This is a genomic window from Opitutaceae bacterium, from assembly GCA_041395105.1.
Taxonomy (GTDB): Bacteria; Verrucomicrobiota; Verrucomicrobiia; order Opitutales; family Opitutaceae; genus B12-G4.
The window spans coordinates 65,979-80,831 of sequence record JAWLBB010000009.1 but is presented as its reverse complement, the minus strand read 5'-3'; the positions used below and the strand labels follow the sequence as shown (position 1 = coordinate 80,831).

At 61.2% G+C, this 14,853-nt stretch carries 11 protein-coding genes; 5 read left to right on the top strand and 6 right to left on the bottom strand.

The features are described from left to right. Nucleotide 1: 1 nt before the first annotated feature. Both R3F07_18885 and speA read right to left on the bottom strand, forming a co-directional pair. The gene (locus R3F07_18885) at nt 2-925 is read right to left on the bottom strand and encodes a PfkB family carbohydrate kinase (protein MEZ5278456.1); all 924 of its coding nucleotides are present in this window, start codon (nt 923-925) and stop codon (nt 2-4) included. Further along, on the bottom strand, nt 922-2,880 hold the full coding sequence (speA, locus tag R3F07_18880; protein ID MEZ5278455.1) for a biosynthetic arginine decarboxylase: 1,959 nt from the start codon (nt 2,878-2,880) through the stop codon (nt 922-924). The genes R3F07_18885 and speA overlap by 4 nt, the downstream gene beginning before the upstream one ends. A 93-nt stretch (nt 2,881-2,973) precedes the next feature. Between speA and yajC the strand changes: the two genes are divergently transcribed. The 4 genes from yajC (at nt 2,974) to R3F07_18860 (ending at nt 7,943) form a co-directional block, all read left to right on the top strand. After that, nucleotides 2,974-3,300, top strand: coding sequence for a preprotein translocase subunit YajC (gene yajC, locus R3F07_18875; GenBank protein ID MEZ5278454.1), 327 nt, complete (start codon nt 2,974-2,976; stop codon nt 3,298-3,300). A gap of 81 nt (nt 3,301-3,381) precedes the next feature. Further along, complete coding sequence (secD, locus tag R3F07_18870; GenBank protein ID MEZ5278453.1) at nt 3,382-5,928, top strand: protein translocase subunit SecD; 2,547 nt, start codon at nt 3,382-3,384, stop codon at nt 5,926-5,928. Nucleotides 5,929-5,937: 9 nt separating this feature from the next. Beyond that, nucleotides 5,938-7,653, top strand: coding sequence for a single-stranded-DNA-specific exonuclease RecJ (gene recJ, locus R3F07_18865; GenBank protein MEZ5278452.1), 1,716 nt, complete (start codon nt 5,938-5,940; stop codon nt 7,651-7,653). A 146-nt stretch (nt 7,654-7,799) separates the two neighbouring features. Beyond that, nucleotides 7,800-7,943, top strand: a complete 144-nt coding sequence (locus R3F07_18860) for a hypothetical protein (GenBank protein ID MEZ5278451.1) — start codon at nt 7,800-7,802, stop codon at nt 7,941-7,943. A gap of 183 nt (nt 7,944-8,126) precedes the next feature. Here R3F07_18860 and R3F07_18855 read toward each other — a convergent pair whose 3' ends face one another. From R3F07_18855 to R3F07_18840, 4 genes are all read right to left on the bottom strand, one after another. After that, nucleotides 8,127-10,016, bottom strand: coding sequence for a hypothetical protein (locus R3F07_18855; GenBank protein ID MEZ5278450.1), 1,890 nt, complete (start codon nt 10,014-10,016; stop codon nt 8,127-8,129). A gap of 15 nt (nt 10,017-10,031) precedes the next feature. Then, nucleotides 10,032-11,090, bottom strand: coding sequence for a hypothetical protein (locus R3F07_18850; GenBank protein ID MEZ5278449.1), 1,059 nt, complete (start codon nt 11,088-11,090; stop codon nt 10,032-10,034). A 10-nt stretch (nt 11,091-11,100) separates the two neighbouring features. Then, nucleotides 11,101-11,679, bottom strand: a complete 579-nt coding sequence (locus R3F07_18845; GenBank protein ID MEZ5278448.1) for a hypothetical protein — start codon at nt 11,677-11,679, stop codon at nt 11,101-11,103. A 65-nt stretch (nt 11,680-11,744) separates the two neighbouring features. Next, nucleotides 11,745-12,620, bottom strand: coding sequence for an NAD(P)-dependent oxidoreductase (locus tag R3F07_18840; GenBank protein MEZ5278447.1), 876 nt, complete (start codon nt 12,618-12,620; stop codon nt 11,745-11,747). Between the two features lie 179 nt (nt 12,621-12,799). Between R3F07_18840 and R3F07_18835 the strand changes: the two genes are divergently transcribed. Further along, nucleotides 12,800-14,785, top strand: a complete 1,986-nt coding sequence (locus R3F07_18835; GenBank protein ID MEZ5278446.1) for a heparinase II/III family protein — start codon at nt 12,800-12,802, stop codon at nt 14,783-14,785. The last annotated feature ends 68 nt before the right edge of the window (nt 14,786-14,853 follow it).

The following is a 14,853-nucleotide window of genomic DNA, read 5'->3' as shown; positions in this document are numbered from 1 at the left end:
CTCATTTCAGCGCGTCTGCGATGACCGTGTCCGGGAAATCGGCGATGCCGGGACGGGCGGCGCTTGCCGTGGCCAGTCGGCAGCCCAGGGCGACGGATTGACGCAGGCCGAAGCCACGGTTGAGCAATCCATCGAGAATCCCCGCGAAGAGGAGATCACCCGACCCGGTCGGCGAGATCTCTTCGATCATTTCAGGCTGAAGGGATTCGGGTTCGCCGCCGCGTTCCATGAACCAGAGGGGCCCGCTTCCGTCACTGACCACCCAGCAGCCGACCTGGAAGTCGCGGCCGGCGGTCCTGAGGGCATCGGGCACGGCTTTGGGGTCCAGCTGTCCGGATCCCATGAGGGTGGAGAATTCAACCCGGTTGAGCTTGATCAGGGGCAGCCCCAGCTCGGCCAGCCAACGCAGGGGCGGTCCGTAGGTGTCGGCCGCCAGGAACTGGTGCCCCTGCCAGAGGCGCAATTCCTCCCGGAGTGGGTCCCAGAGGGGACTGTCCCAGGCCTGGATGCTGCCGCAGAGCGCCAGCCGGGTGCCGGTTGGTTGGGCCGACAGGTAATCGCAACATGTCCGGACGCTGGCCGGAGAAATCCGGCAATCCATTCCCAGAAAGGTGGTCTCGGGCTGTCCCGGTGTCCGGACGACCGTGCCGATCCGGGTGTCGAGCGGGGTGGGGAAGGCCTGGAAATCCACGCCGGTGGAACTCAGCCAGTCCTCACATTTGTGGCCGATCTGGCCGCCCGGAAAACAGAGGGCGGTGGCGGGAGCCTGAAGACGGGCCAGCATCCGGACGACGTTGATGCCTTTCCCGCCGACCTGGAATGATTCCCCGGTGGCCCGATGGGTCCGCCCGACCTGCCAGTTCGGAAAGTCGAGGGTGGTCTCGGCCAGGAGGTTGGTCGTCAGGGTGAGGATCTTCCCGTTCACTTCTTCCGGCGTTGAACCGGAGGAGGTTCCGGTTCCCTTTCGTAGTTGATATTCAGGTACGTCTTGCTCGTCAGCTGGGCGTCGAAGAATTCGGTCAGGCGGACTCCCTCCCGCGGTTTCACCAGGTTGGCCCGGATCGCCTTGTTGACCTGCTTCTTCATCCGCTGGCTGAGATCCTGCGTGCTGTACTGCACCCCCTGGAGCACCTCCGAGATGAGATTTCCGCTGATTGTCTCCTCGATATAGAAGCCGTCCTCCTCGTCCTCCTCCAGAAAGACATGGGCTTCACTGACACGGCCGAACAGATTGTGAATGTCCCCCATGATATCCTGGTAGGCCCCGACCATGAAAACACCGAGGTAGTAGGGCTGGCCATTGAGCGGATGGAGGGGCAGGTAATCGCGGACGTCTTCGAGGTCGATGAAGCGTGAGATCTTGCCGTCACTGTCGCAGGTGATGTCCACGAGGGTGGCGTTGACCGTCGGCTTTTCGTCGAGCCGGTGAAGAGGGGCGATGGGGAAGAGCTGATCCAGAGCCCAATGATCAAGGAGCGACTGGAAGACCGAGAAATTGCAGACATACTGGTCCGAGAGCATCTGCTTGAGCCTGATCAATTCCTCCGGCTGGTAACCGCTGCTGCTGTCCTTGTCGATCTGCCGGCAGATCCGCCAGAAGATCGACTCGGCCAGGGCACGGCCGGCCAGATCGAGAAAACCGAGGTTGAAGAGGGAGAAGGCTTCTTCCTTCTTGGCCAGGGCGTCGTGAAACCGCTCGAGGCGGCTGTAATGGGCCGGTTCATCGAGGATGCGCTGCAGGTCCACGACCACCTTAGGCGGATTGTCGGGATCGGGCAGTTCCGGGAGGGCCTGCATCTTTGAGATGCGCTCAAAGACCTCAAGCACGAGCAGGGAGTGGGGGGCGGTGACCGCTCGGCCGCTTTCCGAGACGATCGTCGGCGGGGTCACGTCGGAGGATTCGCAGACATCGCGGACGTTGAAGACGACATCGCGGGCATACTCCTCCATCGAGTAGTTCATCGAGCTCTCGAAGTTGGTCCGGCTCCCGTCATAATCAATGCCGAGACCGCCTCCGACATCCAGATAGCCCATCGGGAACCCCATCCGGACCAGCTGGACATAGTAGCGGGCGGCCTCCGTGACCGCATTCTTGATGGTGATGATATTGGGGACCTGGGAGCCGATATGGAAATGGAGCAGGCGGAGGCTGCGGATCAGCTTGGCCTTTCGGAGCTGGTTGGCCGCCGCGAGGATCTCGGTGGTACTCAGGCCGAACTTGGCATTGTCGCCGGTGGAGAGCGCCCATTTGCCTTCTCCGCGCGTGTTGAGCTTGGCCCGGATCCCGATCCACGGCTTGACCCCGGTCTCCTTCGACAGAGCGATGATTCGAGGTATTTCCGAAGCCTGTTCGACGACCAGGATGATCTTGCGGCCGAGTTTTCGGCCCAGCAGGGCCAGCCGGATGTAGTCGTCGTCCTTATAGCCATTGCAGATCAGAAGCCGGTCATTCGACTCGTGCATGGCGAGGGCGGCGATCAGCTCCGGCTTGCTGCCCGCCTCAAGTCCGTAACTGAACTTGCGGCCGGCCCAGAGGATCTCCTCGACCACTTCGCGCAGTTGATTGACCTTGATCGGAAAGACCCCCCGGTAGGTCCCGGGGTAGCCCTCGGACCGGATGGCGTTGATAAAGGCGTTGTTCAGGGCGACCACCCGCTGGTGCAGGAGGTCCTGGAAGCGGATGACCATCGGCGCCTGCAGGCCCTTGGAACGGGCTTCCTCGATCACATCGAGAATCCGGATCGGGCGACCGTCCGCCAGTGGGTCGACGGTCACCTTCCCGGTGTCGTCGACCGCGAAGTGAGGATTCCCCCAGCGCCGGAATCCATAGAGTTCCTCGGATTTCGCCGGGGACCAGGGGATGTCGTTTGGACTCTTCAATTCGGTCGATTGCTCCTGACGGTAATGGCTTGCATTTTGGAAATGCCGTGGATTGATTGACCCCTTTTAATTTTCAAAACCCTCCGCAACGCAATGCAGAACGTAAGCCTCTTTGACACTTTAGCCGTGATCTTCGCACAGCAGGGCCCCGGATCCAATGCCGTAATCGGGCAAGTCCTCTTCTTTGGCCTCTTTTTTCTGGCCATGTGGTTCCTCCTCATCGCCCCCCAGCGCAAGAAGCAGAAGGAGCACCAGAAGATGATCGCGGCCTTGACCACCGGGGATGCCGTGATCACGACCGGTGGGCTCCATGGGGTCATCACGAATGTGAAGGAAGATCGCTTTGTCGTCAGGATCGCGGAAAACACCAAGGTCGAGATCGGAAAGGGCTTCATCAGCACGATCGAAAAGAAAGGCTGAACCGACCCTTTCCGCCCCGATACGGGGCCTTCCCCGATACTTTACGCAGCACCGCTCCACGCTCAAACCCATCTCCCTTCAATGTCCGGAAAGATCCTCTGGAAATTCATCGTGGCCCTTGTCGTCGTCGGCTGGGCTGTCCTCAATCTTGTCCCGGTTCGCGACACGCCGTTCGCGACCTACCTTGAGGATCACACCACCGCAGCGGGATTCGACGATCTGCTTGCCCGCGCAACCGAGAGTGTCGATTCGGGCACCTATCCCAGTCTCTACATCGCCCTTCGGGAAATCGCCAACGGCGAACAGATCGATCTCTCCCAGTTCTTTCCCGAGATCCGCCTGGAAGACAGCCTCGTCAATATCCGCAAGCGCAATGCCCTGCTCCTTGATGAACTTCTGCGCCGCTCGAAGGGTCGCCTCCAGTTGGGGCTCGATCTGAAGGGCGGGGTGGCCTTCACCCTGCAGGTGACCGAGCAGCCCGGAGTCGAAGCCGAAACCCGCCAGCGCGAGGAAGACCTGGCGAAGGCGATCGAGATCATCGGCGACCGCGTCAATGCCTTTGGTGTCTCCGAGCCGGTCATCCGCCCGATCGGAAACAACCGGATCGAGGTCCAGCTGGCGGGCCTCTCGACCAAGGACAACCCGGAGGTGGTCGACAATCTCAAGAAGCCGGCCCGGTTGGACTTCCGCCTGGTCCACCCGACGGCGACGCCGACCGGAATGGCTGGTGAGGTGGCTCCCCCCGGCTACGAAGTCATGGTCCTCGAGCAGGAGCGCAGGGGGCAGATGATTGAGCAGGAGCTTTTTATCAAGCGGATCCCGGAAATGACCGGCGAAGCCATCTCAGAGGCTTATCCCTCGGTCGATCAGTACGGAAGCTACCGGGTCCTGCTCAAGTTCACCAGCAAGGGCGCGGATCGCTTTGCCGACGTCACCCGCACGATCGAGGAAAACAACCAGAGGACCGGGCGGATCGGCCAGCTCGCGATCGTGCTTGATGGAAAGCTTTTCTCCGCTCCGACCGTCAAGCAGGAGATCCGTGGTGGCAGCGCCGAAATCACCGGTTCGTTCACTCAGCGCGAAGCGGTCGACCTGGCCAACGTCCTGAACAACCCGCTCGATCTGCCTCTCGAGGTGGTCGAAATGAATGAAGTCGGTCCTTCGCTGGCCGAGGACGCCATTTCAAGCGGTGTCCGCGCCGCCATCATCGGCGGTTCACTCGTGGTCGGGTTCATGATCGTCTATTTCACGATCGGTGGCTTCGTCGCCCTGATCACCCTTGCCGTCAATGTGACCATCGTGCTCGGCGTTCTCGCCAGTTTCGGGGCCACCGTCACCTTGCCGGGCATCGCCGGTATCGTCCTGACCATCGGCATGGCCGTCGACGCCAACATTCTCATTTTTGAGCGCATCCGGGAGGAATTGCGGGCGGGCAAGAGTCTGCCGGCCGCAGTTTCGGGAGGGTTTGACAAAGTCTTTTCGACCATCGTTGACGCCAACCTGACCACCCTGATCACCTCCGGCGTGATGATCTGGTTGGGAACCGGACCGGTCAAGGGCTTCGGCATCACCCTGGCGGTCGGCGTGTTTGCCACGGTCTTCAGCGCGCTGATCATCACCCGCATGCTCCTGGACCTGCTGGTCGGACGCGGATGGATCAAGAAGCTGCCCATGCTGTCCATCCTGAACAACCCGAATTACGATTTCCTGAAGTTTCGGAAGCCCGCCTTCACCGCATCGTGGATTATTGTACTGATCGGGATCGTCGGGGTCTTTGTGAAACGCGACACCATTTACGGCATCGACTTCGTCGGAGGCGACGAGATCGCCCTGTCCTTCAACCAGCGGGTCGATGCCGCTCAGATCCGCGATGCGGCCGCCGCAGCCCAGCTGGGTGAGGTCAACCCGCTCTATCAGAGTCAGATGGGCACCGACCTGGAAGTCCTCAAGGTCCAGACCGAGATCGACAAGGGCAAGGAAGTGGCCGCGCTCCTGCAGAAAACCTTTCCGGATGCCGGTTTCGACCTGATCGGTGAAAACACGATTGGAGCCTCGGTCGGTCGGGAGATCCAGTTCAACGCCTTCCTCGCGATCGGCGTTTCCCTCATCGGCATTCTGCTCTATGTGGCTTTCCGCTTTGAGATGGGCTACGGGATCGGGGCAGTCGTCGCGACCATCCACGATATCCTTCTGACCATCGGAATCTTTGTCCTCTTCGACCACCAGTTCAACGCGCCGATGGTCGCGGCCATTCTCCTCATCGCCGGTTACTCAATCAATGATACCATCGTCGTCTTCGACCGTATCCGCGAAGAGTTGACCCTCGATCCGGACGCGCCGCTCGGCAAGATCGTCAATCTGGCCATCAATCGGGTCTTGTCGCGCTCCTTGCTGACCAGTTTCACGACCCTGCTCGCCGCCTTTTCGCTCCTGATCTTTGGCGTCGGTGTGATTAACGATATCGCCTTCACTTTCATCATCGGCATCATCACCGGCACCTTCTCGTCCGTCTTCATCGCCAGCCCGGTCTTCTACTGGTGGCACAAGGGTGACCGGCGGCACGTCGAAGCGTCGCACGATATCACGCCGAAATACGATTGGGTTGCATCGAGCAAGGCGTCCAAGTAGGTTCGGCTGATGCTTTGGTCCTATTCTCCCTGCAGTCACGAGACCAGGCAGCACCTACAGGATGAACTCGGAGTCGGACCGGTTCTGGCCGAATTGGTCAGCCGGTTGGGCCTGCCGGACATCGAAGCCGCCCGCCGCTTTCTGAATCCGCGGCTGGCCGATCTGGGCGACCCCTTTGTCATCACCAATCTGGCACCCGCCGCCGAACGGCTCTCCCGGGCGATCGATCGTGACGAGGTGATCACCGTTTTCGGGGATTACGATGTCGACGGAGTCACCAGCACCGCTCTGCTCGTCGGCATCCTTCGCCGTTTCGGGCTCGTGCCCCATTTTGTGGTGCCGTTGCGCCTGGAGGAAGGCTACGGCCTCAGCCGGGAAGCGGTGGATCGGGCCGTGGATCTCGAACACCCCGGCCTTTTTGTCGCCCTGGATTGCGGCACCAATTCGGTCGAGGTCGTCGCCTATCTGCGGAGCAAAGGGGTCGACGTCCTCATCGTTGATCACCACCGGTCAAAGGAGGCCACGCCTGATGATTGCCTTCTTGTCAATCCGCATGTCTTCGACGAGGACAAGACGATTGTCCGCGACCTCTGCACAGTCGGTCTTGTCTTCAAACTGGTCCACGGGCTGGTCAAGCTCCGTCGTGAGCAGAATGATCCCCGGGCCTTTCAGATCCAGCTTCGCGAATACCTCGACCTCGTCGCCATGGGCACGGTGGCCGACATGGTGCCCCTGGTCGACGAGAACCGGGTGCTCGCCCGTCACGGCCTGCGCATGCTCAAGAAGACGAAACGGCCGGGTCTGCGCAGCCTGATGAAGGTCTCCGGGATGAAGAACGGGGTGGACGTGCGTCCCGTCGATGTTTCCTTCCGACTGGCACCGCGGATCAATGCGAGCGGACGTCTGGCCGATGCTTCACTTTCCGTCGAGTTGATCCTGAACCGGGACCCCGATTTCTGTCTCGAAACGGCTTATCAGCTCGACGGCTTCAACCGGGAACGGCAGGAAATCGAACGCCTGATCACCGATGAAGCCTTTGCCCAGGTGGAGGCCCGCAGCGGTGAGCCCAGGGGGATGGTTGTCTATGGGGACAACTGGCATCCCGGGGTGGTCGGAATCGTGGCCAGCCGCCTGACCCGGCACTTTCACCGGCCCTGCCTTGTTCTCGGACGCGAAGGCCATCTGGCCAAAGGCTCCGGGCGAAGTGTGGGCGGAATCAACCTGATCGAGGTCCTGGGCGCCTGCAGCGATCTGCTGACCGATTGGGGAGGTCACCCCATGGCGGTCGGGGTTTCCCTTCCGGTCGAGAACGTTCCCGAGTTTCAAGCCCGTTTTGATCGCGCCGTCGAGGTGGCCGGCGAGGGCAGGGAGGTCGAGCGCATCCTCGAGGTGGCCGCCTGGCTGGAACTTGAGCGGGTCAACGAGGAATTGCTCGACGAACTCGACCGCCTCCACCCCTTCGGGATGGCCAATCCGGAGCCGATCTTCGCTTCTCGGGAAGTTGTCTTTTCCTCCCGCCCCGAGGTATTCAAGCAACAGCATTTCCGGTTTGCCTTGAACGATTCAACGGGGCGGCGCCTCAGCGGGGTCGCCTGGAAAATGGCGGAACATCTGCCGCCGGTCGGGCCCAGGCTCGATATCGCCTACCAGATGGCCTGGAATCACTACAACGGCCGCCGAACCCTCCAGCTGGAACTGGCCGCCTGGCGCCCGTCCCAGTCCTAAGCGCCGTCCGGTGCGTCCTGTCAGGAGACGCCGAATACCTGGGGAGAGTGCTTGCTACGGACCGCGATCCGGGCGAATAATCCGGCACGTCTTCGCGAGAACCACTCTTTCGAAGCCGAGTAAACTCAACTCGAAGGAACCCCAACATGGGCGACAAATCCCCCAAGTCGACGCAGAAGAAGAATGCGCAGAAGCAGTTGAAGAACAATGCTTCCAGCAAGAAGAAACAGGACCTCATCACCTCGCAGCAGGCCACCAAGGCCAAACTGGCAGGGGCGAAGAAAAAGTGATCCCGTGAGGGACGACTGCTCCATCCGGTCGATGGAGCAGTCACCCGGTTTCGAACGCCGGCTGTAGAACTCGGGGTGGTCCTGCGTCTGTGGTTTCAAAAAGGATCCAGCGCAGGAGTCTGGCCGAAACGGAATATCGGAGCCGCCTCTTTCAGCACCGGCGGATGCGGGTAAAGCGCCCGGTCAGGGAACAACCCGGTCGATGATCGACAGGGTGTTGAAGTCGAGGACCCGCTCAAGTTGGCCGTGGGTGATGGTCAGCCTTCGACCGCCGACCTCCGCGTTGAGATGGGGGCCCTCGAACAACTTCCACTTGGAATAATCGAGGATCTCACCGGCAACCCGTGGCGCTTGCCCATAGGTGACCTCGACCGTCTTTCCCCTCAGGGTTGTCATCGTGACCGAGGGAACCGGATCCAGGACGAACGTCAGGGGCAAGGCGCGAATCGCCGCCTGAAAGTCCTCGAAATTCCCGAATTCGTCGACGCTGGCCGCCTGGACGATGGTTCCATTCCTGAGATGCGGACTCACGAGGAGCTTTCCCCCGACGTCTTCCGTGGACCTGTTCCAGGCCGAGGCATAATGGCGATAGGGCATCCACTCGTACGGAGCCAACGGGCGATAGGCCAGGTAAGCGCGGCCGCCCCGGGCGAAGATCCATCCGGACGCGTCCTCGCTGAGGTCCTCCAGATCCTTGGAAAAGAAGCCGTTGACCTGGGGAAATCGTTCTCCCGGTGCGATGTCGTAGAGCGCGATCACTGTATCCAGATCCTGAAAGACCTGTTCGTAGGGCGAACATCCCAGCACCTTGTCCGGTGAGTTGTAGGATGGCTTGCCCTCGAGGGTGACTCCTTCCGGCATGGGATCCGGATAGGTGCAGAAAAACATCTGCATGACCCGGCCGGATGAGTGGGGGTGAAGGGAGAACAGGGTGGGGTGGGCCCCACGCGGATCCGGAACCCTCCAGGTCACATCCCAGACATGGGTCTGGATCGGGTCGCTGATGCCTCCCTGATACGATCCCACCGCGTAGTCCTCTCGCAGATACTGGGTCTTGAGGATCGGCGGTGAAAGCCGGTCGCTGTAGCGCCAGATGCGGCGGGTCCGCGCCCGGTCATGCTGCAGGACGTCACCGGTTCGGTTCACCGCGATCTGGTAGATCACTTCCGGCAACTCGTAATTCTGGCCGATCGCGCCAAAGAACATGCCCCAGCCACCGTAGTTGACCGTCGGCGGCGTATTGCCGAAGAGGATCCAGCTGAAGAAGGAGGCCAGTGCGTTCCACCGCTCAACCACCGAGGTTTCATCGGTCCGGGCGTTCGGGCCGCGCATCACACCGTCCAGCGTGACGGTGGCCAGTTCGGCGAAGATCCAGTCCTGCATCATGTGGGCGCGCTGGCGCATGGCGGGATCCTCCGCCCAGGTCGCGAGCATGAGCATCGGGATGGAGTATTCGCCGATATAGTGACTGGTGTTGTATTCACCCTGTCCGATTGTCGTCGTGATGTTCATCCAGTCGAGCAGCCAGCCGCGCGCCTCCTCGAGATTCTCGCTCGAGCTGCGTCCGGTATACCAGGTTTCGCCCGGTTCATCCGGATAGAGTTCCGACATCAGGTAAAGCGAGGTGTAGTACATCACCCAGTGGTTCTCGGTATCCCCGCGAAGCTGCCGGGTGGTTCGCCAGGCTTCGCGGATCGATCCTCGGGCCTCTTCCGACAATTGATCCCGACCGGCAAAGGCCACCATGGTGATGGGGAACATCCAGAAAGGACCCGTGCCGGGTTCCTTCATCAATTCGATCGTCCGCTGGTTGCAGAGTTCGATGTCTTCTCCCTTGACCAGTTTGACGACGATGGCCGCCGTCCCCATGGTTTTCTGCAGGTCGTTCGGATCTATGCGATCAACGACCCAGTTCTGGACCTCGGCGATACGCTCGAGGTAGGCCGCCCGGTACTCGTCCTTCCTGGTGAGGACGACAGTGGGTGGCTTTGGTCGTTCAAAGGAGGGCTGCGATGCATGAATTTGCCCCGGAACGATCCCGAGGAGAAGAGCTGTGGTGATGAAATGGCGCATGGCTGCGGGATGGGGTTAGCGAGTCACTCGGGGAACGATGATGAACTTCCTGACCACAGAACCTTCGAGGGCGTCCGGCGACCAGCTCCGACCAAAGTCGTCCGAGAAGTAGAGCGTTTCCTTGAACACACTGGCGAAAAGCCGCCCGGAATTCGGATCGACGCCGACCCGCATCACCCGGTGCGGATCAGGCAATCCGGCGTTGCGTTCGACCCATTTTCCGCCGCCGTCCTCGCTTGTCCAGATGCCGTAGGTCCAACTTCCCACCGCGAGCCGCATCGGGTCCGTCGCGTCAAACGTCACGTTGTAGAGGGCCTCTCCCGAGGGAAGCCCATCGACTTGATGCCAACTCAAACCGCCGTCGCTGGACTCCCAGGCGCCCTGGGTATCGGTCACCGCCAGCCAATGGGTCGGATCGTGGGGTGACTGCTGAATGTCATTGACCGTGGTTTCCGTGGGCAACACCCGCCGCCAGTCGATTGCCTGGTTCTCGGTCAGGTAGATGCCGCTTGCGGTGCCCGCCAGAACACGGCCTGCGGTTGTCCGGTCCACGGCGAGGGCCTGGGTGTACTTGCCCCTTTCCGGCAGGCCGTTCTCCCGACGGGCCAGGGTCATCGCTCCGTCCGTGGAAACGGCGATGCCGTCGGGCAGCGCGAGGAAGACGGTCTCGGGGCTGTGGGGATCTACGGCGACGTCCTGCCCTTCCGTCATGTCCCAGCTGTTGGCAAATCGCCAGCTCGTCCCGCCGTCCCGGCTGCTCCAGAGTCCATTCAGGGTCGTGGTATAAAGGACATCACGATTGCGAGGATCGACCGCCAATCCGGTGATCGTGGTGTCGTTGACGCCGAGATGCGCCCACCGGCCATCGTCACCGAGCCGGAAGAGTCCGTTCAGGGTCTCGATCGTGGACCCGATCACATAATTCCGGTTGACGTTGGCGCAGATGTAGAAGTCGTAATGCGAAGCGGCCGGTTCAGCCGACACCCCGGCCGCGGACAGGAGAAAGAGGCAGGGGATCACGCCTGCGCGGATCCTCTGGAGTGATGGTCTGAGCAGGTTCATTGGGGCAGGCATGGGAATCGCGTCATGGTTCATCAGGATGGGTTGGGCCGGGAATGAAAAGACTCGGGCAACCCGGAAGTGTCGGGATTTTCCGGTCGCAGGCAAAACACCAGAGATCCCAGTGTCCGTCGATGTAATTGCGGTTCGCCGGAAGAGGGCAGGCCTGCACGTAGAGATACCAGCTGTCCTCGATCCGGTAAAAGGCCGGTGTCGCGACATGGTAGATCGTCTCATCGCTGTAAAGCCCCGCCCACCTGGTCTGGAGCACCGTGTCGACATCGAGTTGTGCCCAACCGGAGACGGGGTCCGTGCTGACCGCGATCACCGGGCGCCAGCGTTTGCCGGCATCCACTCCGACTTCGATCGAGAGGACATAGGTGTCGCCGACCTTTGAGACCTGGTGCCATTCATAGTAGGCGCCGGGCGTCGAGGTGAAGATCTGCTGCGATTCCCAGTCCGCGGCGTTCCGATCGATGATCACTTTCCCAAGGGCCGGCGGTGGAGGTGTATCCGCAAAAGCGTTTGGACTACCGGGCAGGATCATGAGCAGCAGGGCGGCAGTGGAGAGTCTCCGGAAAAGCGCCGGATGAGGATTCCCCACGGGCCAATTCGACAGGTTGCGGGCTGTTGTCAAGTGACTGGGATTCGGTTCCGACAACGGTGGCGTCAGCGATGCGTGTCCTGGAGGAAGAACTGCTGCGTCCAGCCGAGGGCCTCGCGGGCCCGCCGGTTTGAGATGAGGGCCTCACGCCCCTTGAAGGCTTGTCGCAGATCGGTGACTCCGGGCAGGAACCTTGCGATGAGCTCGGCCGAGGGGAGGTTTGAAGAGGTGTCGTCTGCAGCAAGGATCATCGGCTGGCATCCCAGCCCGTCCTTCTCAATCGCAAGACGACAGGCAATGGCGACGTCCCGCGCGTCGATATAGGACCACAGGATGCGCAGCCGATCCTCCGGATGCGGGAAACGGGCGCGTATGCGGTCGTGGGTCTCGGGAGTGAGGATATTGCCGAGTCGAAACGAGACTACCTGCATCCCGGTGCGGCGGTGAAACGCCGCCGCCGTCACTTCGTTCACCACTTTTGTGAGACCGTAGCTGTCCTCGGGCTTCTGCGGATGCGCCTCATCGATCGGGAGATAATCAGGCGGGAAGAACTCCGACGCAAAACAGATCCCGTAGGAGGATTCGCTCGAGGCCAGGACCACTTTTCCTATCCCGTGGATCGCACAGGCCTCCAGCACATTGTAGGTCGACAGGGTGTTGACCCGGAATACCTCGTCATTGGGCCAACGGTGCGCGTTGGGGATGGCGGCAAAGTGGACCACACCGTCATAGGGCCTGCGGTTTCCGGTTCCGAAGGGCGAGAAGGCGTTGATGACCTGCCCCGAATCGGTCAGGTCGGTCTGAATGGAACGGCAAAGTTCCTCGGCCGGCCGGCGGGAATCGACGTTCACCACCTCGTAGCCCGAATCGAGAAAGTGCTTGAGGATCCAGTGGCCCGCCATGCCGCTGCCGCCCGTTACGATGATTCTCCTGGTGCTCATGGGCCCCATCCTGCCTCGTCCGGATGCGTTGGCAACCCAGAGCGTCGAACAATACGGGGTTGACGGGATTTTCCCGGGGTTGATTTATAAATATAAATTGCAGATTGGGAAATCCTTCCCGATGATCCGTCTTGAGCGCCGCGGAAGGCCTCCCTTACCCATCCTTCCTCATCCGTCCCATGCCCACCCGATCCCTTGAGCAGCGCCTCAACGCACTTCTCGAATCGCCTTTTGCCTCCCTCGATGCCTGCCTCGCCCACTACCGTGAGGTTCTCCCGAAGCGGGTGGGCGACTACCATCAGGAGGAGGTTGGACCCGTTTATCACCATGATGCCGAGGGGGAGGCCGATCTTTTTGTCCGGAAGATCTTTCACCTGGGGGAGGGGACGCTCGATATGTCTGCGGGGCTCGATTGGTATGCCACCGCGACCGGAGACCTCGAGTGGAACGGCGGACTGGTCCGTCATGGCTACTTCATGCTTCTGGCCGGAGCCTATCGGAAAACCGGGAGCGAGATCTACGCCGAGACGATCGTGGAGCACATGCTCCACTACATTGAGAACGTTCCGCCGTTCGACCCGGCGGGAAAACCCTACCTTGATTACAAGAAGTCGACCTGGCGCCCGTTTGAAGCAGCCGGACGTGCCGCCGAGACCTGGCCGGAAGCCCTCGCCGCGATCATCAACAGCCCGGCCATGACGCCGGAGGCATGGGCGCGGATTCTCATCTCGATCCACGAACACGCCGTATTTCTCCGAAAGGAACACTGGAAGACCGGCAACCACGCCACCCTTGAGGTCGCCGCTCTCGGCATCATCGCCGTGTTCTACCAGGAGTTCCGGGAGCGGGATTCGTGGCTGCATTACGCGGTCGATTTCCTCGACGGGATGTGGCCGGAACTCTTCGCCGAAGACGGATACTCCCGCGAGATGTCCGGAAGCTACCACTGGGTGGCCATGCGCAGTTTCTTCAGCTTTTATGAAGTGGCCTGCACGAACGGCTTTGCCGGGCTCTTCCCTGACCGTTTTCGCGAGCGGCTCATCCGCAACAGCTACGCCGAACTCTATCAGGACAAGCCCGACGGTTCGACACCGGTCAGCAATGATTCGAGCAGCTCGATCAACCGCCGGCCCCAACTGGAGCGGATCCACCGGCTCTTTGATCTTCCGGAGGTGGGCTTCTTCCTCCGCGGGAGCGGGGCGGATGATTCGCCGTCGACAACCTCCTGGTTCTACCCGGATTCACGGGTCGGCATCATGCGCAGCGATTGGAGTCCCCGGGCGCGCTACCTCTATTTCGACATGGGGCCGTGGGGCGACAACCACATGAACCAGGATCAGCTTTCGATCGAAGTGTCGGCTCTCGGTCGTCACTTCCTGATCAACGGAGGCAAGTGGCGCTACACCACCTCCGATCCTCATGCCGACTGGATGCCCCTGGCCAGGTATTTCAAGGCGACCGCTTCCTACAACTGCGTCCTCGTCAATGGATACGGCCAGGTCTTCGGGGATGCCGATGGCCGCATGGTCACGACGGATCGCTTTGACTATGCAGACGGCATCTTCAAGGCGGGATTCGGGGAAGAGGTGCCCGGCCGTGACGAGACGCTCTTCCGCGAACGAGGTCTTTCCACCCGGATGGAGAACCGTCTTCCCGGGGTGACCCACCGCCGGCAGGTCTTCTTTGCCAAACCGCACGGTTGGATTGTCCGGGACACGATCGAGGGACCGGGGGTCACCCGGGTTGACCAGCTCTGGCATTTCTTCGAGGGGCCGGTGCGCGCCCTCGATGAATCCGCCGCCGCCTGGGCGACGGACTTCCCGGACAGCAACCTGATCGTGCAGTCGCTGACTGAGGGAGAAACTTCCGCACAGGTCTACGAGGGACAAAGGTCGCCGTTCTTCGCGGGTTGGCATTGCCCCTATTACGATCAGCTGCGGCCGGCTCCCGAACTGCGCTGCACCGTCCGGGGCGAGGAAAGGATTGTCATCCACACCCTGCTCCTGCCGGTCGGCGGACGGGTGTCCGCCCCTCCCCGGTTTTCGTATTCAAATGGCGAGTACTCCGTGCGACACGACAGTCTCGAGTTCCGGGTGCACGCCCCGCTGGACGGCGACTGGTCGCTCCCCGAAACAGCCGATCCACAGGGATTGTCCCTTTCTTGACCCAGACGAATGATCACCCACCCGGAAAATAACCGCAGCCGCGCCGTTCCCGTGGGCTGGATCCAACG